The 25,260-nt window shown below is 47.9% G+C and carries 7 protein-coding genes; all 7 read right to left on the reverse strand.

The window, feature by feature from the left end:
• Window positions 1-40: 40 nt before the first annotated feature.
• The 7 genes from MC7420_RS26080 to MC7420_RS26110 all read right to left on the reverse strand — a co-directional run bounded on the left by MC7420_RS26080 (window position 41) and on the right by MC7420_RS26110 (window position 25,259).
• On the reverse strand, window positions 41-1,345 hold the full coding sequence (locus MC7420_RS26080) for an MFS transporter (RefSeq protein ID WP_006104300.1): 1,305 nt from the start codon (window positions 1,343-1,345) through the stop codon (window positions 41-43).
• A 409-nt stretch (window positions 1,346-1,754) separates the two neighbouring features.
• A complete protein-coding gene (locus MC7420_RS26085; RefSeq protein ID WP_044209822.1) occupies window positions 1,755-2,453 on the reverse strand; it encodes an aspartate/glutamate racemase family protein in 699 nt (232 codons plus the stop codon).
• A gap of 188 nt (window positions 2,454-2,641) precedes the next feature.
• Window positions 2,642-9,160, reverse strand: coding sequence for a non-ribosomal peptide synthetase (locus MC7420_RS26090; protein WP_006104275.1), 6,519 nt, complete (start codon window positions 9,158-9,160; stop codon window positions 2,642-2,644).
• Window positions 9,157-13,971: a non-ribosomal peptide synthetase gene (locus MC7420_RS26095; protein ID WP_006104246.1), complete on the reverse strand. Its 4,815-nt coding sequence runs from the start codon at window positions 13,969-13,971 to the stop codon at window positions 9,157-9,159. The genes MC7420_RS26090 and MC7420_RS26095 overlap by 4 nt, the downstream gene beginning before the upstream one ends.
• Window positions 13,972-14,035: 64 nt before the next feature.
• On the reverse strand, window positions 14,036-14,233 hold the full coding sequence (locus MC7420_RS26100) for a hypothetical protein (RefSeq protein WP_157453336.1): 198 nt from the start codon (window positions 14,231-14,233) through the stop codon (window positions 14,036-14,038).
• Between the two features lie 83 nt (window positions 14,234-14,316).
• Window positions 14,317-21,714: a non-ribosomal peptide synthetase gene (locus tag MC7420_RS26105; protein ID WP_006104235.1), complete on the reverse strand. Its 7,398-nt coding sequence runs from the start codon at window positions 21,712-21,714 to the stop codon at window positions 14,317-14,319.
• The gene (locus tag MC7420_RS26110) at window positions 21,711-25,259 is read right to left on the reverse strand and encodes a type I polyketide synthase (protein WP_052307555.1); all 3,549 of its coding nucleotides are present in this window, start codon (window positions 25,257-25,259) and stop codon (window positions 21,711-21,713) included. The genes MC7420_RS26105 and MC7420_RS26110 overlap by 4 nt, the downstream gene beginning before the upstream one ends.
• Window position 25,260 lies beyond the last annotated feature (1 nt).

Genomic DNA, 25,260 nt, shown 5'->3' on the forward strand with positions numbered 1-25,260 from the left:
TGAGACGGTTGAGGGTGCGGAACGAGGAAGCGATGGCTAGCTAATCCAGATCAACCTTTCGCAAGCGATTATAACTGTAAAAGATGGCTGATGTAAATAAAACAAACAACCCTGCTATAATCATCAAAAAACCAATTCCACGCCCTTGACCCGTTTCAATTAACTGTCCAACGCTGTTAGCCAACAACCCATCATCGGATAGAATCGGTTCAAAGATTCGGTCTGCTAGTGGACTGGCACTAAGATTACCAAAAGCCAAGGTTAGACCCGTTACTGTGCTGAATAATGAGAGTACACGCCCCTGAACATTGGGGTTTACGCTAGTTTGCCAAATTGTCTGATTAGTACCTAAAATAATTGGCAAGGTAAAAAACGACAGAGAAAGACCAACAGCGATTGTAGAGATATTGGGTTTAACTCCAGCGATAATTAAACCTATTCCATTTAATGCAGAAAACATAAACAAAGCAGAAGTTGATTGTTTTCCACCACCCCAAATACTCATAAAGATACTCCCAGCAACCATTCCACAACTCGCAAACGAAATAACAGTCCCAAATGTCGTCGTTGAGGAAAAGGATAAGACCAGTGGATTAATTAAAACGCTAGTCATCCCATCAACAAAGAAATGAACGCTCATGAAGACTAATAACATAACCAAAAATAGGCGAGATGAAATGATTTTCCATCCGTAAATAATCTCCTGAATAATTGCCGCATCTCCCTCAGCTGAGATGGTGCTGGGTTTAGGTTGAGGAATCTGAATCACTAAGAGTGTAAACAATCCAATGAGATAAGTAGAGAAATCAATGAGCAGCAAACCCTGAAGCTTGAAAGTGGCAATGATTACACCAGCAAGGATTGGTGCAGAAAGTTGTCCGACTGCTGTGCTGAACTGAATCAAGCCATTAGCTCTTCCAATCCAATTTTTGGGAACCATCATGGGTAAAGCTGCTGACTTAGCCGTCATTTGAAAAGAACCACACACTGAAGTAAAAAATGCAGATAGATAGGTATGCCAGACTTGTAGATGATCCGTAAGTAGTAGTAAAGCGAGTGTTAGTGTGATAAAAGCCGCAGCTAGGTCACTAAAAATGATGATCCATTGTCGATTCCAGCGATCTACAAAGGCACCAACAAAAGGAGTAATTAATACACCAGGTAAGGTTGTAAGAAATATAACTAAACTTAGTTGTGTAACCGTATGAGTGTGTTGATAAACCCAGATACCTAAGCCAAAACCCGTAAGACGATTTCCAATTTCAGACAGAGACTGTCCCAGCCAGAAGAGAGTAAAGGTAGGGAGTTCACGAACAAGTGCAAATGGTTGACTGACAGATTTCATAATTCAGATCAAGAACTGGTGAGAATATCAGAGGCTTGGGAGGGCAATAAACAATGAAATAGTTCGTTTTTTTATCCAAACTAAAGGAGTTTATCGTTCTTTATATACCTATTTCAACTATCATCAAAATTAATCAAAAAATTGGCACAACAAATCCTATAAGAAAAGATACTACTTACCATAAAACTTCAATTCAGAGATATTTATCCGAAATAAAACCTGAGAAATTTTCTAGGTATAATGCTTATACTGAAATAGTTTCATACTTGTGCTAGGTGACAAATGATTAGTAAATAATATCTAACATTTATCCAGCTTAAAACATTGCCTATTACTTAAAAAACTAATAGTTCAGATCAATAATTTTAATAATATTGCGATAGGTTTCTTCGTTTTATTTCTTCCTTATTTAGGGTACGGTATTTATGTGCTTTTGAGCAACCACAATTAGAGGATCTAAAAATGGGCAATTTATAGATTTTTTTTGTGTCAACAAAAACTTATTTAATAAATGTATTTCTGTGCAACCAGCTATCAAACACTCTGTTTTATACTTCTTTTTCATCCTCTCTAAAAATTGAAGATTAGATTGACTAGAATAAGCCCTAGGATAAATTTTAATGTGATAAATCATGTTGTGAATATTCTCTTGATCTTCATCATCCAGAAGAACAATGTATTTTTTTGCTCGTTGCCATAAATTATTGTCTTGGAATATTTTTAACTTTCGTGTTCCATGGGTACACAGCAATAAATGATTTTCTTGTCGTTCTAGAACCTCATTTAGGATCACGTCTACCAGTGAAATAATTCGCTCTCTTAGTTGAATTGGAAGCTGGGGCAATAGATAATGAGATGTTATACAACAGATGATAATTCTCGAAACCTGTAAATCACATAATTGATATAGAGCATTAGTTAAATTATTCAAGAGCCAATCATATTCTCCTCTTAGTAAAACCTCCGTTCTATCAGGAAAACTTGGATCGGAATAAAGCAGCACTTTAGGTGCTATTTGTTCTTTTTCTCCGAAAATATTATATTCATAGATTGTTTTGATAAACTCTGCTGATGCTAAGGGACCCATCCCGCCTAATATTCCTAACATATTTATAGTTTACCTTCCTAAATCCAAAACGTTTTGGTCTATATAAAACTGACATCGCCGCCTAAAAACGCTTCTCCTCAATCGTGATAACAACTATCATCAACTAACCGCATGAATGGTGCAAGAGTTGCTGTCCTGCTGTCGGTTATACCTGGGCCATTAGAGACCCATAACCAATGCGCTCAATGTCACTGATTCGGATCATTTCCTTGAATGTTCATTCCTGAGTTTAAGTTTTTTAAGGAATCAGGAAGTTTTAGCTCCTCTTGAGACGAAAGTTGAACTCGGCGTCGTTCGCGAGAAATCTTTGTGATTTTAGGTGCATCAATTTTCGTATCGGCAGTAACTTTCATTTTATCAATGATGACAGCCAAAGCGGCGGGAGTAGGAGAGGAAAACAGAGTACGCAAGGGAAGTTCCAGATCAAAAGCCTCTCGCAACCGAGAAACCAGTTGAGTCGCCAACAGGGAATGCCCCCCGATGTCAAAGAAATTCTCCTCCACCCCAACAGCCTCAACTCCCAGCAGTTGAGCAAACAGCTTCACCATCACCGCCTCCGTAGGCGTCCTTGGAGCCACTTGCGCCGTTCGGTTCCCCAGACTCTCTGATGGGTCAGGCAATGCCCGCCGATTGACCTTGCCATTGGCACTCATCGGTAACGCCTCCAGTGCTACCCAGCCAGAGGGGAGCAGATAATCCGGTAACTGCTGCTGCACAAAAGTGCGTAACTCCGACCCCTCCCAGGGCTGATTCTTTCTGGCGACCACATAAGCCACTAAGCGTTTATCCCCTGGAGACGCTTCCCACACCGTCACCACACTCGCCGCCACCTTGGGGTGCTGATTCAACACCGCCTCAATCTCCCCAGGTTGCACCTGAATGCCTCGAATCTTGAGTTGTTCATCCTGACGCCCCAACACCTGCACTGACCCATCTGCCCGATAACGCCCCAAGTCCCCGGTGTAGTAGCACACCACCTGGGGGTCATCGCCGTAGGGATTGGGCTTAAACCGTTGCTGTTGCGCCTCCGGCTCATTGATATAGCCCAAGGTGCCCCAGCCCGAGCGAATCACGATTTCACCGATTTCACCGATGCCACACAACTGGTTGGCTGGATTCAAAATCAGGGCTTGGCTGTGGGGTAAAGACCACCCTCCCGGCATCACACCCAATGGCGGCTCTATGGGCACCGGATAATAGCATTGCACCATGGTCATCTCCGTTGTCCCGTACAAGTTGACCATCTGCCCTGATGCCGGAAAACTTTCTCGCCATTGCTGCACCACCGTTTGGGTTAAGGGTTCTCCGGACAACAACAGCCAGCGTAATGACTCTAAACCGATGCCCTGGGGCTTTTGAGTGAGCCAATACTGCACCACCGTCGGGACTGTGTGAATTACCGTAATTTGTTGTTTGTCTAACCAATTGAAAATTTGTGAGGGTTCTAAATTCCTCTCCGGGTCAGGTAAACAGAGTCTTGCCCCATGGGTTAAGGGTAAAAACACATCTCGCAGCAGGGCATCAAAACTGAGACGGATTAATTGAGCCACTCGGTCTTGGGGAGTAATCTCAAAGGTCTGCCCCTGCCAAGCGAGAAAATGAGCTAGCCCACGGTGGGTGCCTAACACGCCTTTGGGTTTACCGGTGCTACCTGAGGTGAAGAAGATGTAGGCGGGAGCTTCTGGGGTAAGTTGGGGCAATGGCATCACTTGGCTGGGACTCTGGCAGGGTTCCCCAGTCTTGGGCTGAATGTCAATCAGCTGGGCTGCCCCGATTGTGAGGGTTTGGGGTATGGCATTATCCCCCAAGTTGAGCAGATACTTCGCTCCCGATTCCTTGACCATCACCTGCATTCGAGCCTCTGGCAGGGTGGAGTCAATGATTAATAGGACACCCCCCGACAAGAATACCCCGACCATGGCGGCAATCAGTCCCACACTGGCTTCCCCCCAGAGGGCAACAACGTCTCCCGGCTGCACACCCTCAGCTAAGAGAACTTGGGCAATCTCAAAAGCCCTTTGCCATAATTGGGCGTAGGATACCCTCTCACCCAGGTGAGTGATTGCCACTTGTTGGGGGGTCAAGGCGACCCAGTTGGCTATCTGGCTGGTGACTGGGGCGTATTCGGGTACGTCTAACCGGATGGTTGGGTCAGGGAGCTGGGATTGGCATTGTGGGGTGACTAGAGAATAGGAGTGAATCGACTTATCGGGTTGCTCAATGATTTGTTGGAGTAAATACTCATACTGGGCTAAGAAATTCTCCATCTCCTGTTTGGCAAACAGTTCCCGGCGATACACCAGAGTGATGTTGAGTTGCTCATCGATTTCTTGCACCAGGGCGCTCAACCCGAATTTGGCATCGGTTTCGCTCCAGGTTAATGGCTCAAAGGTCAATCCCGGCACCTCCAGTTGGGCGGCTGGGGTGTTGAGGAGATTCAAGGTGACATCAAAGATGGGATGCCGACTTAATGAGCGTTCTGGGCGCAGGTGTTCGACGATTTTCTCAAAGGGAATGTCTTGATTTTGATAGGCTTCTAGGGTCACCGAGCGCACCCTCTGCAATAAGGAGACAAAGCTGGGATTTCCTGATAGGTCACTCCTGATGGGCAAGGTATTGATAAAAAAGCCGATTAGATTTTCTGTGCCTAGGTGATGACGACCGGCAATGGGGGCACCGATAATGATATCCTCTTCTCCGGTGTGGCGAGATAATAGCACCTTGAAGCTCGCCAACAAGGTCATAAATAGGGTGACGCCTTGGCTCTGGCTCAATTGTTTTAAGGATGCTGTGAGTTGGCAGGATAAGCGGATGGTTTCCTTTGCCCCTTGATGATTAGGAGTCCCTGATACCGGGGGATTTGTACCTAAAGGCAATTGGGGTAAGCCTCCAGCGAGTTGGTGCTGCCAATAGTTGAGTTGTGCCTCGATTATTTCTGCCTTTTGCCATTGTCGCTGCCAGTAGGCGAAATCGGTATATTGGATGGGCAGAGGGGGTAAACCGGGGGGCTCTTGAGTGATGTGGCTTTGATACAGGGCGATGAGTTCGCGCACAAATATTTCCTTTGACCAGGCGTCAAAGATGATATGGTGCCAACTCAATAGCAGAATGTAGGATTGCTCCTCTAGCTGCAAGAGTTTCACCCGCATCAGCGGTTCGCTGCTCAGGTCAAACCCTTGTTGGGCTTGTTGGATGGCGAAGTCTTTGATTCTTTCCGATTGTGGCGATTTTGACCAGGAGCGCCCATCGATGAGTGGGATACTGAAATCCCAGAGGGGCAGCAATTCGACGCGAGGAATGCCGTTGCTGCTTTTAAATGTGCTTCTGAGTACCTGATGACGTTCTATCAGCTCACTCATGGCTTGCTCTAGGGCAACGCGCTCCAGGGGTCCGGTGATTTTCAGGGCGCTACAGATGTTGTAGGTGGGGGTAATCCCTTCGAGTTGCTGCAAAAACCATAATCGTTCTTGTGCCCAGGATAAGGGCAGGGGTTCTTCTGGGTTGGGTATGGCTGTGATTTCTGGTAGAACTTTGCCACCGTTGGTGGTTTCACTGGCGGTGAGGGCGGTATCCAATTCGGCGACGGTGGGGGCTTCAAATAAGGTGCGTAGGGGGATTTCTCTTTGGAAGATTTGCCGCAGTCGCGAGACGACTTGAGTGGCCAAGAGGGAATGTCCACCCAGTTCAAAGAAGTTGTGGTGGATACCTACTTGCGGCTGTTTGAGGACTGAAGCGAATACATTGGCGATTATTTCTTCTTTTTGTGTCCTTGGCGGTACATACTCGTTTGCATCGCTGAATACTAAGTCGGGTATAGGTAACGCTCGACGATCAACTTTTTGATTGGGTGTTAACGGTAAGGCGTTTAGAGCAACAAATGTTGATGGAATGGCGTATTCTGGTAATTTCGACAACAGAAACTGCCGCAATTGTTCGGCTGTTACGGTCTGTTCTGGTTTGGCAACGACATAGGCGACGAGTCGTTTTTCATTGGCGGTGTTTCCCTGTACGGTGACGACTACTTGGCTTAACTGTGGGTGTTTGCTTAAAACGGCTTCGACTTCACCCAATTCGATCCGGAAGCCGCGAATCTTGACCTGGTGATCGACCCGCCCCAGAAACTCAATGTTGCCATCTGGCAAATACCGCGCCATGTCACCTGTTTGGTAAAGTTTTCCTGTGCCAAACGGATTGGACACGAATTTCTCGGCGGTTAAGTGGGGACGATTGAGATAACCTCGTGCCAGATTTGCCCCGCCAATGCATAAAAAACCGGGAACGCCAATCGGAACGGGTTGCCATTGCTGGTCTAGAATGTAAATCTGTGTGTTGGCGATCGGTTGACCAATGGGAGGATAAATGGGCCAGGTATCGGGTGAATCGTTGAATGTATAGGATGTAACGACATGGGTTTCTGATGGACCATAATGATTATGCAAATAGCAATGGTGGAGCTGCTTAAACAACTCAATAATTGGCTGAGTAATTTGCAACTGTTCACCCGTTGTCACCACCTCAGTTAGATGACGAAACAAATGAGATTGATGCCCATACACTTGGGCAATTTGTTGCCACAAAGCGACTGGAAAAATGACTTTCTGTATGGTTTTTTTAGCTAAGAAATGGACGAGTTTATCCACATCCAACTGGAGATTCTCTGAAATCATGTACAGTGTGCCACCGGAACACCAAGCCGCAAACATTTCGTGAAAGCTGGCATCAAAACTGAGGGACGCAAATTGGAGAACCCCAACCCCCTTTTCCATGGTGTCTAGATGCCAGTGAATCAGGTTGCCTAGGGCTTGGTGAGATAGGGTAATGCCTTTGGGTTGCCCGGTCGAACCCGATGTATAGATGACGTAGAGAAGGTTGTGGGGGGTGACGGAACTGGTGGGATTCGTGGTGGGTTGTTGGGTGATCAAGTCCCTTTGTTCATCAAGACAGACGAGATGAGGGACATCGGGGAGCAGCGATCGCAATCGGGATTTGGTGAGGATGAGTTTGGATTGAGTATCCTCTAGCATAAAAGCCAGCCGTTCTCGGGGATAAGCGGGGTCGAGGGGGACATAGGCTCCACCTGCTTTCAGGATGGCTAATAGTGCGATCGCCATGTCTAAAGAGCGCTCAACACACAAACCCACTAATTCCTCAGGTTTTACCCCCAATGATTGCAGATAGTGAGCTAACTGATTAGCTTGCTCATTCAACTGCTGATAGGTCAATACAGCATTGTCAAACTCTACGGCTATGGCATCAGGAGTGCGCTCAACCTGTTGCTCGAACCTCTGATGGAGACAGGTATCTCGATAATCGGTAGTTGTCTGGTTCCATTCGACTAACAACTGTTGCTGTTCAGCATCAGTCAACAAGGGCAGTTCCCCGACTTGCTGCTGTGGATTAGCCGCGATCGCGTCTAGGATTGTCTGTAAATGTCCTGCCATACGCGCTATGGTATCGGCGTCAAAACGACTGCGATCGTAACTCAGTTTAATTAATAATTCAGCTTCAGCCAGGATCAACACCGTCAGGGGATAATTGGTTTGTTCAAAAACCTCTACATCTGTGACGGTGAGGGAGTGGTTTGACTGCCTCAACGATTGATCGACCGGATAGTTTTCAAACACCACAATGCTCTCAAACAGGGTGATTGGGGCTTGCACCTCACTAAGCTGTTGAATGTCTGCTAGGGGAATATAGCTATACTCCTGCAGGTTGATTTGTGTCTGTTGGAGTTGCTCTAGCCAACCCAACAAGGACTTGTCTCTGGGGACTGAAACCCGCAAGGGTAGGGTGTTAATGAACAGTCCAACCATCTCTTGGATGCCGGATAAGTTACCCGAACGTCCCGATACCGTTACTCCAAACACCACCTCTGACTCTCCGCTATAGCGACTCAACAATAGCGCCCAAGCACCTTGGATCAGGGTAGCTAAGGTGAGAGAATGCTCTCGGGCTAAGGTTTGAAGTCCTTGAGTAACGTTGGATGATAATCGCAGTTCCTGGGTTTGATAATTGGGTTGCTGTTCCCAGCCTTGATGCTGAGGGCGATCAACAACTAGGGGTGTGGGCGCTCTAAATCCCTGGAGCGTCCGTCGCCAAAATGCTTCCGCCTCGGATCGGTCTTGCTGTTGCAACCAAGCAATGTAGTCTCGATAGGGACGAGGCGTCGTCAGTAAACCCCTTTGACCTGGATTGTCAGCTTCATAGAAGGTCAAAACTTCTTTGAGCAGAATCGGGAGGCACCAACCATCCATTAAAATATGGTGATGACTCCAGAGAAACTGATAGCGTTGCTCCGGAAGCTCAATCAGGGTAAAGCGCATCAGGGGAGTCTGGTTGAGAACAAACCCCTGATGGCGGTCTGATTGCAACAAGTCCTGCAAGCGCTGCTGTTGCTCCTGGGCAGATAGATCGCGCCAATCGTAATCCATCCAAGGTAACTCCCCCTGTTTGCGGACTACCTGTAGAGGTTGCTGTTGATTTTCCCACACAAATAACGTCCGCAAAACGGGATGGCGTTCGATCACCTTCTGCCATGCTTGCTTAAAGGCAGCGCGATCAAGATGCCCCGACAGGGTAAACAACTTTTGCTCAACATAGACTCCTGAATGGGGCGCATAAAGGGTATGAAACAACATTCCCTGTTGCATTGGCGAGAGCGGATAAATTGCTTCTATAGTCTTGCGCTTTTCTGCTGTTTGATTCACAGTCCTACCTCTTCCAATAAACTATCCAGTTCTTGTTGATTCAACCCAGCTTCCGGAAAATCTGAGGGCGTGTATCCCTGGGCTTCAGGAGACAGACAATGGTCAATTAGTTCCTGTAGGGCTTCTTTATACTGATTAGCTAGTTTTTTTACTGTATCACCGTGATGAATTTTATGGCAATACGTCCACGTAATTTTCAATTCTCCTTCCACAATCATGGCATTTATATCTAATAAATAGGGCCGATTTCCCTGGGGACTACGATCAAACTGCTTCAACCGATGATCAACTTGCCAACTTACGCCCAGGACGGTTTCCTGTAGCAATTGTCCAAAGTAATTAAAGCGAATCTCTGCTTGAGGCAATGCCTTCAGTTGACGGCAACTTTCAGGGTCTTGACTGAGATAACGGAGAATGCCGTAACCAATCCCCCGATCGGGAATAGCACGCAATTGTTCTTTGATTACCTTAAGTTGCTCTCCAGGTGCCGTTAAAGTTGCATCCTGTAATAGGACAGGAAAAATACTCGTAAACCAGCCCACTGTTCGGGATATATCCACCTCCTCAAATAAGTCTTCTCGTCCATGGGCTTCCAAATCAATGAGAACAGCAGAGTTGCCCGTCCATATCTTCAACGTCTGTACTAATGCGGTCAAAAGAACATCATTGATTTGGGTATTGTAGGCAACCGATACCTCCTGAAGGAGGGCATCCGTTTGCTTTTGCTCTAACGCCACAGATATGTCAGCGGCATTTGCCACTGTATTCTGATGTAGGTTCGTCGGTTCATCCATTGGCAGTGGTGCGACGTTCGACCAAGGTAAATTCAGCCAATACTGCAACTGTTGCTGTAAATCCTTTGATTGGGCATAATCACGCAGACGCCTCGACCAATCTTGAAAGGCGGTGGTTTTCGGCGGCAGTTGTCGGCTTTTTCCCTGTTCTAGCTGCTGATAAACCTTCAATAAGTCCTCAATTAGTATCCGCCACGAAACGGCATCGACGGCGAGGTGATGAATGATGATCAGTAAACGTCCTTCACGGTTGCTACCCAACTTAAACAGTATGACTCGCATCAACGGACCGGCTGAGAGATTTAAGCTGGCTTGTCGGGCAGCCGCCATGTCTTCAATCGCCCTGGATTGTTGGGATGGGGACTTATCTGATAAATCAACTGACTCAAACGGTACAGTGTCTTCCAGCCCGTTGTTGATCTGCTGCCAGTTCCCTGCCTGAACATTAAACCGTAGACGTAAGGCATCATGATGCTCTAGCAATTGGCTAACCGCTTGGCACAAAACCTCAGCCTGGAAGGTATGGGGTACTTGCAATAGTACCGACTGATTAAAATGATGGGGTTCAGACCAATTTTGCTCGAAAAACCAGGTTTGAATGGGAGTCAGAGGAACGTCTCCCGTGACAGTCTGCTGTTGAGCAATCACAGTAGTCGTTGTGTTGGCGACAGCCGCCAGTTCAGCCAGGGTTTGATGTTGGAATAGCTGTTTTGGTGTGATTTGAAGACCCACTTGCTTGGCGCGAGAGACCACCTGGATACTCAGGATCGAGTCTCCGCCGATGGCAAAGAAATTATCATGGCGGCTCACTTGAGGCAGATTCATAACCTCCTGCCAAATCACCGCTAAGGTCTGTTCTATGGGGGTTTGGGGCGGGACTAACTCAGTTTCGCGAACCCCATTCACTTCGGGATCGGGTAACGCTTGGCGATTGAGCTTACCGTTGGCTAACAGGGGCAGTTCCGCTAACACCACAAAGGTCGCGGGTATCATATACTCAGGCAGATGCTGCTTCAGGAAGTTGCGTAGCTCACTAATCGGGGGGGCGGGTTCGTGGTTGACCACCACATAGCCCACGAGACGCTTGTCTCCTGATGGTTCGGAGCGAGCAATAACTGCTGCCGTTTGCACTTGTGGATGTTCACTGAGTATGGCTTCAATCTCTCCCAGTTCAATCCGGAAGCCACGAATTTTGACTTGGAGATCAATGCGACCTAGCAATTCAATGGTGCCATCGGGTAGATAACGGGCAAGATCTCCGGTTTTATACAGACGTGAGCCTGGCTCTTGGCTGAACGGATTGGGGATGAATTTCAGCGCTGTGAGATCGGGTCGGTTGAGGTAGCCTCGGGCTAAATAGACACCACCGATATGTAATTCACCGGGAACGCCGATGGGTACAGGTTGTAGCTGGGAGTCAAGAATGTAGATTTGGGTATTTGCCAGGGGACGACCTAGGGGAAGTTGTGAGTATTGGGACAGATCTGACTTATCCTCGACCTGATAGACTAAGACGCCGACGGTGGCTTCTGTTGGACCGTAGTGATTAAAAATGGTGCAGGTTGGGGCTTGCTCTTGAAGGCGTTGCACCCAATCTGCATTGGAGGATTCACCACCGAGAATCAAGAGTTTTTGGGGCAGGATTGACTGTTGAGTGGTTGGGGTTTGCAACGCCGCCAGATGGGAGGGAACTATTTTGAAATAGTCTATGGGATGGCGAGTGAAGTAGTCCGCAAAGGCATCTGGGTCAAACACTCGTTGATCCGAAAGCAGATGAAGAGTTCCCCCGGTCGATAAACAGGCAAAAATAGTGGTGAGACCTGAATCAGCACTAATGGTAGCCGCTAAAGCAAAATGGCGATTGGGCTGAAACGTCATCCGATCGGTCACACCGTAGTGGTAATTTAAGATGGATTTTTGCTCAATGGCAACTCCCTTGGGCTTGCCAGTAGACCCAGAGGTATAAATGACATAGGCAAGATTATGGGCATGGGTGCGACAGACTGGATTCTCCTGACTCTTGGCATCCAGGTTTTGGTTGTCTATGTCTAAACAAATGACATGGGCTGAAGAGGGCGGCAATAGATCCAAGAATTTTTGCTGAGTGAGCAGCACCAAGACTTGGGAATCGCTTAACAGATAGTGCAAACGTTCTGGGGGATAGGTGGGGTCAAGGGGGACATAAGCACCACCCGCTTTGAGAATCCCTAGCAGCGCCACGATGATTTCGACAGAGCGCTCAAAACAGATGCCCACCAACACCTCTGGACCGACACCCAAGCTTTGTAACTCGTATGCCAATTGATTCGCCCGACGATTTAATTCTGAGTAGGTCAGGTGATGGTCTTCACAAACCACGGCTACCGCATCGGGGGTTTGTTCCACTTGTGCCTCGAACAACTGATGGATGCATTTGTCTTGGGGATAAGTGGCTGCTGTTTGGTTCCATTCCACCAGCAACTGGTATTTCTGTTGCTCACTCAGGAGTGGGAATTGACTCACCCGCTGGTCTGGAGCCGTTGCGATCGCGGACAATAGGGTTTGGAAATGCCCAGCCATGCCAGCAATGGTTTCTGGGTTGAATAAGTCTGTATTGTACTTCCAGGTTCCGATTAAGCCTTGCTCGCTCTCCTCGATCATTAATGTCAGATCAAACTTGGCGGTTTGTGTCTCTGGAGCGAAGGGGTTTAGAGTCACCCCAGGTAACACTAATGGCTCTTTGGGTACATTCTGAAAGACGAACAAGACTTGGAACAGTGGCGAGTAGCTTAATGAACGCTCGGGTTGCAGGGCTTCCACCACTTGCTCAAAGGGTAAATCCTGATGACCATACCCTTGCAATGTGACGTCCCGTACTTGTTCCAATAATTGGACAAAACTGGGATTGTCCTCTAGGCGCACGCGCAATACCAATATGTTGGCAATAAAGCCGATCAGGGGTTCAATTTCGGCTCGGTTGCGATTAGCGATGGGCGAACCAATGAGAATATCCTCTTGAGCGCTGTAGCGGTACAATAGGGTAGAAAATGCCGCCAACAGCGTCATGAATAGCGTTGTGCCACACCGTTGGCTCAACTCCTGCAACTGTTGAGTTAACCAGGGGTCGATAATGAAGGTTTGAGCCTCACCCCGATAGCGTTGCACCGAGGGTCGAGGGCGATCCGTGGGCAGTTTGAGCAAAGAGGGCACATTGGCTAACTGCTCCTTCCAGTAAGACAGTTGGGATTCGAGCCACTCGCCATTGAGCCGATGACGCTGCCAATGGGCATAGTCCGCATACTGGATCACCAGTTCCGGTAACTGAGAGGGTTTCTGTTGACTAAAGCTTTGATACAAAGCCGAAAGTTCTTGAATAAAAATACCGATTGACCAATAGTCGCAAATGATATGGTGCATCACAATCAACAGCACCCATTCATCCGGCGCGAGGTGGATCAACGTGGCATACACTAGCGGTCCTGCGGCTAAATCAACCCGCATCTGGGCTTGCTGTTGGGCATAATCAGACAATCGGCTCTCTCGTTCGCTTGCCGATAGATGCTGCCAATCTAATTGTGTCAGTTCTGCCGTTGCCTCGGGTGCGATCGCTTGCTGTGGCATACCATCGACCAAGGGGAAAGTCGTCCGCAGCACTTCATGGCGGCGCAAAACCTCGGCAAAGGCACGTTGTATAGCACTGACATCTAGCGCACCTGTAATTCGGATTCCGCCATGCTCGTTATAGGCAGTTGAACCTTCAAGTTGGTCAAGAAACCAGAGTCGCTCTTGACCAAATGAGAGTGGTAAGGGTTGGTTCCTCGGAATACCCTGAATGGGAGGCAGTGCCGATTTCACCTTACCCTCGACTGTATTCAGAAAGGCGAGGATTTCTGGTTTATACTCGGCAATTTCTTGACGGAGTTCAGCTGTTAAAACGCCTTTCGGGGCTCGATACCGTAACTTTTCTCCTTCAGCAATCACTTGAATATTTAGTTTTCGGAGTCGAGACAGAAATTTGACCACCCGGCTTTGATTCATTGTTCTTACTCTTCTTGCTCCATGCTCTCTGAACTATTGGCTCACTCTATCCCCATGTTGATCTCTATAAATCCTGGATGAACGGTAAATCGCTTCCAGTATGATTCATGACATTAGGGGAAACCAAGTCACCAAATTGAAACCGTCCAGAATAAATCGTTTTTAATAGAACGAAGTCAGGATTTTGACTATTTTTCCGGATAGTCTGGTAAGTATTAAATAAGGTTCGCAGCCTAGATAAAGATAGTTTTTGACGCATCATCCTGTTGTTGGTTTCAATGACTCCATAATTGGTGAGTTGACGGTGTTGATTCAATCCATCCGATGCTTAAGCGCTCTAGGGTTTCATATTTCTTCTTCGTCGTGATCAAACTCTGCCTCGTCTAACTCTTTCCCCACCCAACTGACTGTTTCAATGTAGTCAGCGATGTGGCTAACTGTTGGCTCCTCAAAGAATTGACGGAGAGGGAGTTCAATCTCAAAGTCTTTCCGAATTCTGGAGATGAGGCGAGTGGCGACAAGGGAATCCCCCCCGATTTCAAAGAAATTGTCGTCAATTCCTACCCCATTTAACCCAAGAATAGTTTCCACCATCTGAACTAACTGTTTTTCAACCGGAGTACGGGGTGGCGTAACAACTTTTTCCAGTGGAGGATTCACCTGATCCGGCTGAGGTAGGGCTTTGTAGTTAACTTTACCATTGGGAGTCAGTGGCAACGTGTCTAACGCCATGAAAAGTTTGGGAACCATGTAGTCGGGTAACTTCTGTTGTAAATACTCTCGCAATTCATCAGCATTAAAAGGTGATCTTTGTCCCGAATCAGACGAGAACCAGCGTTGAGTTTGAGCCGCCTCAATTTTTCCTCCCACAAAACTATACAGCAGACGCTGAGTTGATTCGAGTTTGAATACCTCTCGTAATTGGCTAAATTCGAGATAACCAATGGGACACAAACCCAGGGAGTAGGTTGGCGCGTTACTCATCAACAGTTGACCGATATGACCCGCTTCCAGGAGGCAGAAATTCATGGCAAGATCGCCATACATGGGCGAAATGGCACTGAACTGCCCAATTAAAAAGATGGCAAAAGTTGACTGTTCAAAAATTGACTGATTTCCCCCATAAATACTCCCATCAATTTCAGCGCTGTTTGAAATTAAGACTAAGCGATGGTCAGGGGGAGAGTAGTAGTAAACTCCGGCGTCTAGCCCGTTCACAGCATTCGGCTTGATCCATAAATAAGTCTGTACTGGATAAAGACTTCCTGCGGAAGGATAACGATATTTGGGCAGCGGATAACTCTCCAGTTGCATGGGGAACAGGCAACTTAAAAATTGGCTAAAGTCGTCTAACGAAATCGAACTACGCTGAAATTGCCGATAACTTTGACGAGCGAGATAGGCTTGATTTAGAGCTTCATCAAACTCCGGTTTTGGTAACTCAATAGTTGTTTGCTCGGCTTGTTTGGGTCGTAGTCCGGGTTGTCTAAGCTTAAATTCAATCCGCTCTAGGGGATCGACAATAACGCCGTCTAATTGATGGGGATCGTAGGCTTCAGTTTGCGCCGATTGCGCTTTAAGGGTTGCATTTTGTTCGGGGACAACGTAAGCGACTAAGCGTTTCTGTTCTCGGGACTCTCCGAGAGTTGTCACCACAGTCTCTTTAACCGCCGGATGCTGTCTTAATACCGATTCAATTTCACCCAATTCAACACGGTATCCATTAATTTTGACTTGAAAATCTTCTCGACCGATAAATTCAATATTGCCGTCGGGCAAATACCGTCCCAAGTCACCGGTTTTGTATAATTGCTCTCCCGTTAACGGATGAGTAATAAAGCTGGCTTCGGTCTTCTGTGGATTTTTCCAGTATCCTTGAGCGAGTCCGATGCCACCAATATAAAGGTATCCCGGTATCCACAGTGGACAAGGCTGCATCAACTCATTGAATACATAAAACTGTTGGTTCTGCAAGGGTTTCCCATAGGGAATACTCCGCTGTGTGGGTTGAACCTCTTCAATGGGATAATAAATTGACCAAATTGAGGCTTCTGTTGCTCCGCCCAGGCTGATCACCTGTAGGTTTGACCCAAGGGCTTGGACTTGTTGGGGTAAACTCAGAGGAATCCAATCCCCACTTAATAAAACTAATCGTAAGGGTAAGATGTCTGGGTTAGGATAATCAGCCCGATAATCCACCAACATTTGCATTAAAGCCGGAACAGTATTCCACAACGTCACTTGGTGAGCGGTAATCAAGTCTAACCAGTGTGCGGGATCGGTGCGTTTTTCCGGTGAGGGCATAACAATCGCGCCCCCAGCGGCGAGTAAACCGAAAATGTCATACACCGACAGGTCAAAGTTTAATGCCGATAGCGCCAAGACGCGATCGCGGGCGGTGACGCCAAAGCGCTGGTTGATATCTAAAATCGTATTCACGGCGCCTTGGTGGTCGATCATGACCCCCTTAGGTACACCGGTAGATCCCGAGGTATAAATCACATAGGCTAAATCCGTCACCGACTGTACCGATGGGAGTTCCTGAACCTGGAGTTCTGCAAATTCCTCTGGCTTAACAACCAAACATTGCACGTCTTTTGGCAGGGGTAATTGTTCCTTCAACCTGGATTGAGAGACAACCAGCTTCACCTCTCCTTGCTCCAGCAAGTAGGTTTGTCGCTCTTGAGGTAAATTGATGTCAATGGGTAAATACGCCGCACCAGACATCAAAATGCCCAGAACCGCAACAATTTGTTCCCAGCCTTTCTCCATCACCACCGCCACCAATGTATTCGGTGCAGCGCCTAATTGCCGGAGCCGATGACCAAGTTGGTTGGCTCTGAGGTAGACATCCTCATAGGTCAACCGACGCTCTGGCGTGATCATCGCGATCGCCTGGGGGTTGCGGTTCACTTGTTCCAGAAATAGACCCTGTAATGTCTGCTTTGACACAGGTGCCGCCGTATCATTTACGGCTCTTCGTTGTTCCCGTTGGGCAGGGGGTAAGAGTTGAGGGTAAGGGTCATCCCACGCCTGCTCAGAGGTGGCTAAGGTTTTCAGCCATTGGCAATAGGATTCAAACATATCGTCCAGAACACCAACGGGAAACAATTCTTCAATCGCATCCCAGTTGAACACTAACCCCCCATCTTGTTCATAAACTTGTTGATCAAGCCAGACTTGGGGCGTTTGAGTGATGCCATACACCAGTTCTCCCAACTGGTTGAGACTAAATTCTTCTTCAGTCAGGGAATTGAGTCCCAAGGTACTGGTAAACACCACCCCCATCGGTTGATAATGTCCGCGCTGACGGCGCAGCTCTCGCTGGACATCAACGCCACTGAAATAGTGGTGATCTAAGTCTTGCCACAATTGCTGCTGTAAGCGTTGAGCGCGGTTGGTAAAGGGAGTAGCGACGGAGTTATTGACCTCAAGCAGGTTCAGGGAGGTGAAATCTCCAACCAAGTCATTCACTTGAGGATGTAACGGTAAGCGATTAAACAGCGTGAGATTAATCGTGAATTTTGGACTCTTACTCCACAGGGTTAAGATATCCGCAAAGGCGGTTAACAAGACAATCGAAGGGGTGAGATTCCCCTGAACCGTTTTCTGTTTCAATTGCTGCCACTCTTGCGGTAAGAGTTGAGCGCTGCGCCGTTGGAACTGAGGCTCTGGGGTAGACGCCAGATTTCGGGTTAAGGGTAGCTCAGGGGCGGGGGGTAGGGTATGGAGACGATTTAACCAGTAATGCTTAGATCGCTGATACTCCGGTGTCTCTTTAAACGCTGATGCGGCTAACACATAGTCTCGAAACGACAGGTCGAGTTTGGGGAGGGACTGATCGGGATGGCGGTAGAGGTGTAGCCACTGTTGCCCAATCAGGATTAAGCTCCAAGCATCGGCAATAATAGCATCGATACTTAGGTGTAAACGGATGCGTTTTTCGTCTAGAACTGAAGCCCGGATCTCAAATAGGGGCCACTGGTTCGTGGACAAAACCTGATGGGACATTTGCTCACGAATCGTTTCTAACTGAGTGGTAATCGTTTGGGGTGATTCGTGGCGCAGATCTAAAATTTCAAACGCATAGGGAGGAACCTGTTCCAGAATTTGCTGTTGACCGTTGGGTAGCACTACAGCCCGCAGTAGATCATGATGGTCAACTAATTCCTGCCAAGCTCGATTCAGGCGTTCTAAGTTTAAATCAACGGTATCGATCTCAAAGTAGGCATGACTTGAGATATTGCCCAAATCAAAGCTAGCATCGCGACCGAGCCAGTAGGCTTGCTGAATATCCGTTAGGGGGAAGGATTGATGACGTTGATCCGGGGCGGGGACGAGGGAGGGGAGAGAGCGAGCCGAGTCTTGTTCCAGGGGTTCAACTTGACGGAATTGACTCAAGGTTTGCTCGAGTTCAGCGACTGTGGGAGATTCAAACAGCGATCGCATGGGTAGGTCGAGTTCAAAGGCTTGCCGCAGCCGGGATATGATCTGGGTGGCAAGTAGGGAATGTCCCCCCAGCTCGAAGAAGTTGTCGTAGATGCCCACAGGGACTCCCAAGACATCGGTAAAGATGGTGGCAATTAACTCTTGAGTCAAGGTTTGGGGCGGAACCAACGCTCCAGAGCGCCCTCCATTGGCTTCGGGTTCGGGCAGGGCGTGGCGATCTACCTTGCCATTCTGATTCAACGGCATTGCCTCAAGCACCACGAAGGCGCTGGGTATCATATACTCTGGCAATCGCTGTTTCAGGACATCACGCAGTTCCCGCGTGGTGGGTGGCTCACCCTGAGGCACAAGATAGGCGATTAAGCGCTGATTTCCTGATAAATCGGCTTTGGCGACTACCACGGCTTGGCGGATCTTGTGGTGTGAGGCGAGTACCGCTTCAATTTCGCCCAGTTCGATGCGGAAGCCACGAACTTTCACTTGGTTGTCAATGCGACCCAGATATTCAATATCTCCAGAGGGGAGATAGCGAGCCAAGTCCCCTGTTTTGTATAGCCTTGCTTCTGGATCAGCACTAAACGGATGGGGAATGAACCGTTGTGCTGTGAGTTCGGGACGATTGAGATAGCCTCGGGCTAACCCGGCTCCCCCCACATACATTTCCCCTGGGACGCCGATGGGTACAGGCTGTCCTTGGGGATCAAGAATATACAATTGTAGGTCAGGAATGGCACGACCAATCACACTGGCTGCCTGATCCAAATCGGCGCTCTGGAGTGGGCGGTAGGTGACGTGAACGGTGGTTTCGGTAATCCCATACATATTGATCAGAGTCGGAGTGCGATCGCCATGTCGTTCCCACCAAGGTTTCAAGCTTTGGAGTTCCAAGGCTTCCCCACCAAAAATCACCCAGCGTAAGCTCAAGGGATGGGCATCACCCAATATTTCATCTGCCTGGATCAGTTGACGAAATGCTCCTGGGGTTTGATTGAGAACCGTAACCTGTTCTTGACTCAGCAACTGATAAAACTCTTCGGGTGAGCGACTAATGTCGTAGGGTACCACCACCAGACGCCCGCCGTAAATTAAGGCGCCCCAGAGTTCCCAAACGGAGAAGTCAAAGGCATAGGAGTGGAATAGCGTCCAGACATCCTCAGGGTTAAACTCAAACCAATCTTGTGTCGCCTGGAAAAGACGCACCACGTTACTGTGGGGGATTAAAACGCCTTTGGGTTCCCCGGTTGAGCCAGATGTATAGATGATATACATCAAATGATCGGGCTGAACGCCACTGACGGGATTCTCGGTACTCTGTTGGGCAATGAGTTGCCAATCCCGATCCAATATGACGGTGACGAGGGCAGAGGTAGGTGGCGGTAGGATGGCTTTTAGCTTATCTTGAGTCACTAGCACTGAGATGTGGGCATCTGCCAGCATATAAGCCAACCGCTCAGTCGGATAAGCTGGATCAAGTGGCACGTAAGCTCCCCCAGCTTTGAGGATTGCCAAAAGTCCCACAATCATCTCCAGTGAGCGTTCGACACAAAGACCGACGAATACCTCTGGTTTTACTCCCAAGGATTGGAGATAGTGGGCTAACTGATTCGCTCGCTCATTTAATTGTTGATAGGTCAACTGTTGGTCTGCAAACACCACTGCTATGGCATCAGGCGTCCGTTGCACTTGGGTTTCAAACCACTGATGTATGCATTGGGATACAGGATAGGTAGTGGTTGGGTTCCACTCCACTAACAACTGGTATCGCTGTTGCTCAGTTAGTAGGGGTAACTCACCCACCGATTGGTCTGGGTTGGTGACAATGGTGTTTAATAAAGTTTGCCAATGACCCACTATCCGAGCAATGGTGTCTTCGTAGAAGAGATCGGTATTATATTTGAGGTCGCCCACTAAAAATGAGTCAGTTTCAGCAATTTCTAGGGTTAGATCAAACTGACCTTCCTGTTGTGGCATCTCAAAGGGTTCCAGCACCAATCCCCCCCACTCGACAGTCGTTCCCACCTGATTGGAGTACAACTTCAGCACATCTGGAGTTTGTTGGAGTTTTTGCCAGACAAAGCAAGCTTGGAATAGGGGTGAGCGACTCAGATCACGCTCAGGCTGGAGCCGCTCTACGATCAGGGCAAAGGGATAATCTTGATGAGCGATCGCGGCTACGACTTTCTGGCGAACGTGAGCTAGAAACGCCCTAAAGCTGGGATTTCCGGAGAGATTTGCCCGTAAGACCACTGGATTGACTAGGTAACCCACGATTTGTGTAAATTCTGGGCGGTGGCGGCTGGCTGTTGGCGAGCCGACTAAAATATCCGCTTGCCCTGTATAGCGATGCAGTAGGACTTGGAATGCGGCTAAGAGGAGGGTGTACAATGTTGTCCCTTCAGATTGAGCCAGTTCCTTCAGTTGCTGGGTTAGGCTTTCACTCAAATGCAGGGGATAGGATGCCCCTTTGTAGGACTGTACTGAGGGTCGAGGGTTATCGGTGGGCAAGTTTAACACGGGCAATTCTCCCGCTAATTCCTGCTGCCAGTAGTTCCACAGACGCTCTCCCTCTGGACTTTCAATTAGATTCTGTTGCCAATGTACATAGTCTGGGTGGGAATGTTCGGGCGGGGGAAGATTAACCACTTGACCCATTTTGAAGGCTGGATAAAGCACTTTCAACTCATCTAGTAAGAGTCCAATTGACCATCCTTCCCCGGTAATATGATGAATGACTAACAACAGGATATGCTCCTGAGCCGAGCGGGTAAACAGTCTCACCCGCATCACGGGTCCATGTTCAAGATTGAAGGGGGTTTGATAGGCGGCAATGACCTGTTTTTTTAGGTCTTCCGGATGCCAGGTTGTCCCATCAATTTGCTGGAAATCTACTAGTTGTTCTGGATTAACCTGCTGAATGGGTTCTGTGCCTAGCTTGGGAAAGGTGCTACGCAAAATGGGGTGACGCTCGGTCAACGTTTGAAAAACCTTTTGCAACGCGGCAACGTCTACCTGGGAACAAATGCAACAGTTAAACGCGACATTGTACGCTGGACTCGCTGGTGCCAATTGCCACAAAAACCAGAGCGCCCGCTGACCATAAGATAGGGGATAAACTTCTAGTAGATGCGGCTGTTCTTGCAGCAACTTGAGAATGTCTAGTTTATCGGCTTTAAGTTGTTCTAATACTGAGGCGGTGGCTTCATTGTTCGGCGCCCGATAGCGCAGCCGTCCCTGCTCACTCCATAATTTCCAACCTTTAATAGAAAGCTCTTGTAAAAAAAACGATAAATTCATAGTTCCCCCTCAATCCAATCACTCTTTTGTTCACGGGTTTGGTTGACTTGGTTGTCTTGGCGACGCTCAATTTTTCCCTCTTTTTCTACCCAGATTAACTGCTTGTTGATCTCAGCAGCTAAAGCGGCAATCGTTGTTCCCCCAATAAATTGTACGATAGGAATGTCTATACCTAATTCCTGGTGAATGGAATTTTTGAATTCCATTGCTGTCAGCGAATCCATCCCTATCTCAGTTAAGTTTTGTTCAGAACTGGGGAGTTGAGACGGTTTAAGTTTCAACACGAGGGCTACATTTTCCTGTAGGTAGGTGATCAAAAACTCGTCGCGATCGCTGGACGAGGTTTCCTTTAACTGCTGTAACACCTGCCCCAGTTTGCCCAAGGGTTGTACTAGCGGCTGGGGCGATTTTACCTCAATTTCTTTGAGCAGGGTGCGGCGCTCCCGTGCTTCATAAAGTTGTTTGAAAATAGCCCAATCAATATCGACGATGATTGGTTGAGCCACGCCTCGAACCAAGGAAGATTCTAGAGTTTTCAGGAATAGCTGAGGCTCGTAGTATTTCAAGCCGATTTGTGTCACGATCTCCCGCAGGGCTGTAACTCCCTGATGGCGATAATGCATCCCGCCACCGGCTAAGGCTCCTACATTAACGGTCAAAGCGGGTAAGTGCAGATGATGACGATAATGGGCAATGAGATCAAGAAACTGGTTAGCCGCTGCATAATATGCCAATCCTTCAGCGCCCCACAATGATGTAATCGAGGAAATACAAACAAAAAAGTCTAACTTGAGTCCTAAAGTTATTTGATGTAAATTCCAGGTTCCGATGACTTTGGCTGCCAGGATGGACTGGATCAAGTCAGGTGTCATATCGGAAAAGCGGTGAAATCCCGCTACCCCAGCGGCATGAAAAATTCCCCGCAGTGGTGGAGAATAGGCATTAATTTTCTCTAGCACTTCAACAACATCGGCTTGATTACAGACATCCGCTTTGACAACTAAGACGTGAACCCCCAACGCTTCGAGTTGGCGGATCGCTTGTTGAGCCGTACTGGAAGCCTCACCGCGTCCCATCAACACGATATGTCGCGCTCCGTTTTCAACTAGCCAACGGGCGGTGTTTAACCCCAGATGACCTAAGCCTCCTGTAATCAGATAGGTACCATCGGACTGTAAACTTAGGGGTTGTTTAGGGATTGACTGTTTAGGACTAGGGACAAGGCGAGGCACATACCGTTGTTCACACCGGAGGGCAATTTGGCTTTCTTGATCGGGATACCAAAGTTGCTCAAACAATGCATTTGCTGCATTGACTGGGGAAACGTCGTGATCGAGATCAATCAATCCTCCCCACATCTGGGGGATTTCCATTGCCAGGGAACGTCCCACACCCCACAGGGGTGCTTGAGCGATGGCGGGCGGAACGGCTTCAGAACCGATTCGTTGCGCTCCCTGGGTGACTAACCAAATCTGAGGCAATTGAGAGCGGTTAGTCCGTTGTAGCGCTTGAATTAAGTGTAGGGTACTGGTTAATGACCGGGTTCCATCCTTGTCTAAGGATGAGAGGGTTGTGGCTTCAGGGGGTGTTGTCTCTAAACTCCAAAGATGCACGACACCTCGACAGGGGGGGAGCGTTTCCATCTGTTCGATGAGTGCCTGCATCGCTTCTGGCTCGGTGGGATTGAGGAGAATTTGACCCTCTTGAGCCACGGCATCTTCTTCAGCCGCATAAACCAGCCGACAGATGTCTCCCTGCGCCTCTAAGCGTTGGGCTAGCGCTTGACCGATGCCTGTGAGATCGGCAAAAATGAGCCAGCTCCCTGGTTCTCGTATCGGTGACGATGATGATTTGAGCAGGGGTTGGGGTTGCCATTGCAATTCATAAAACCAGTCGGCATACTGATCTTGATCCTGGGTTTGATAATTCTGGTGTTCAACAGGCTGGAGTTGTAAACCCGAAATGTTGACTAATAGTTTTCCGGTTTGATCGAATAGGCGAACATCTCCTTCAATAAGGGTGTCGGTAACAGTTGACAAATAGGCATAACTCCACACCTCATGGCTAATTGTCTCGTAGACTTGAACAGTCTTGAGTCCCATGGGTAGATAAAGGACAGAAGTATTACTTAAAAGCCCTTCTTTGAGTAACGTTGCCAAGAGAACGTGATGACAGGTTTCCCAGAGAGCGACATTCATTTGGATCGAATCCTGGGCGTTAATTTCTGTCCCATCCAGCTTTACTTGGGCGAGTGCCTCGGCTTTGCCTAACCACAACTGTTCTATGCCCTGAAAAGCTTTGCCTAACTGCAGTCCATGCTGATGCAATCGTTGATAGTAGTCTTGGACATTTTGGCGATCGCTACATCGCATCCGTATATCTGACAAGGTGTCGTGATTAGGCGATCGCGGTTGATTCTGTCGGGCAGATGTTACGGAGTTGGATTGTAGACTCTGAACAGGATGGGTTGGGACAAAGGAGCGTTTTGGCGCAGATATCTCAGCGTTATAGCGTTCTCGAAGCTGATTTAGACTGGGTAGATGGTCTAAGATGAGAGTTTTACTTGGACCAAAGTCGAGTAGACAAGCGACTTCATCGACTCCAATATTGTCCAGCTTTTCAAGTAATTCGAGACAGGTGTTGGGGGTTCCGATTAACCCTCTAGCGGTGGCATATTTTTCAAACAAAAAGTTGACAAATGCATCCAAGTCTGATTCAGATAACGTCGATGGATCGATCGTCGATCCCCGACTTTGGGCTAACCCTTTGAGTAGACTAAAATTAGACTTTAGATAGTGACAGTAAGGAACACGAACTTGCTCTCGAACTGCATCAAAGTCCTGCCCCACAAAAGTATGTAACATAATTGAAACAACCCCCGTTTCCGGATTGTGTCCCTGTTTGGCTCTTGCCTGACGATAAAGGGTAATTTTTTCAGCTAAGGTGTCTATATCTTGATCAAGGAGATGAGTTAAAAGATTCGCCCCAATTTCTCCGGCTTGGATAAAGGTTTGAGGATTACTCGCCGCCGTAATCCATATTGGCAAGTCAGGTTGAATGGGTGTGGGATAAATCCGGATCTCGACCTGACTCCCCTTTCCATTGGTGACTTGAATCGATTCACTCCGCCATAGCTTTCGGATCATCTCAATACCGCTAAACATTTCCTGATGACGGTTTTGATACTTTTCCGGAAAAAAGGCAAAGTCATTAGGATTCCAACCCGACGCGAACGATAGTCCAACTCGACCCGCCGATAAATTATCAACAACCGCCCATTCTTCGGCAATCCGAATCGGATTATGAATCGGTAAAACAACACTTCCGGCTTGTAATCGAATCTGCCGGGTTTCTCTGGCGAGGGCGGCATTTAACACAGCCGGATTGGGATAAAGACTGCCAAACTTGGTAAAGTGTCGTTCGGGTGTCCAAATACTTGAGAACGAATGGCGATCGGCAAACTTGGCACTTTCAAGTAGCAGACTATATTTGTCCCCAACGAGAGCCTCTTCACTACTGGCAAAAAACATTAAACCAAATTTCATC

The organism is Coleofasciculus chthonoplastes PCC 7420 (genome assembly GCF_000155555.1).
GTDB classification, from domain to species: Bacteria; Cyanobacteriota; Cyanobacteriia; order Cyanobacteriales; family Coleofasciculaceae; genus Coleofasciculus; species Coleofasciculus chthonoplastes_A.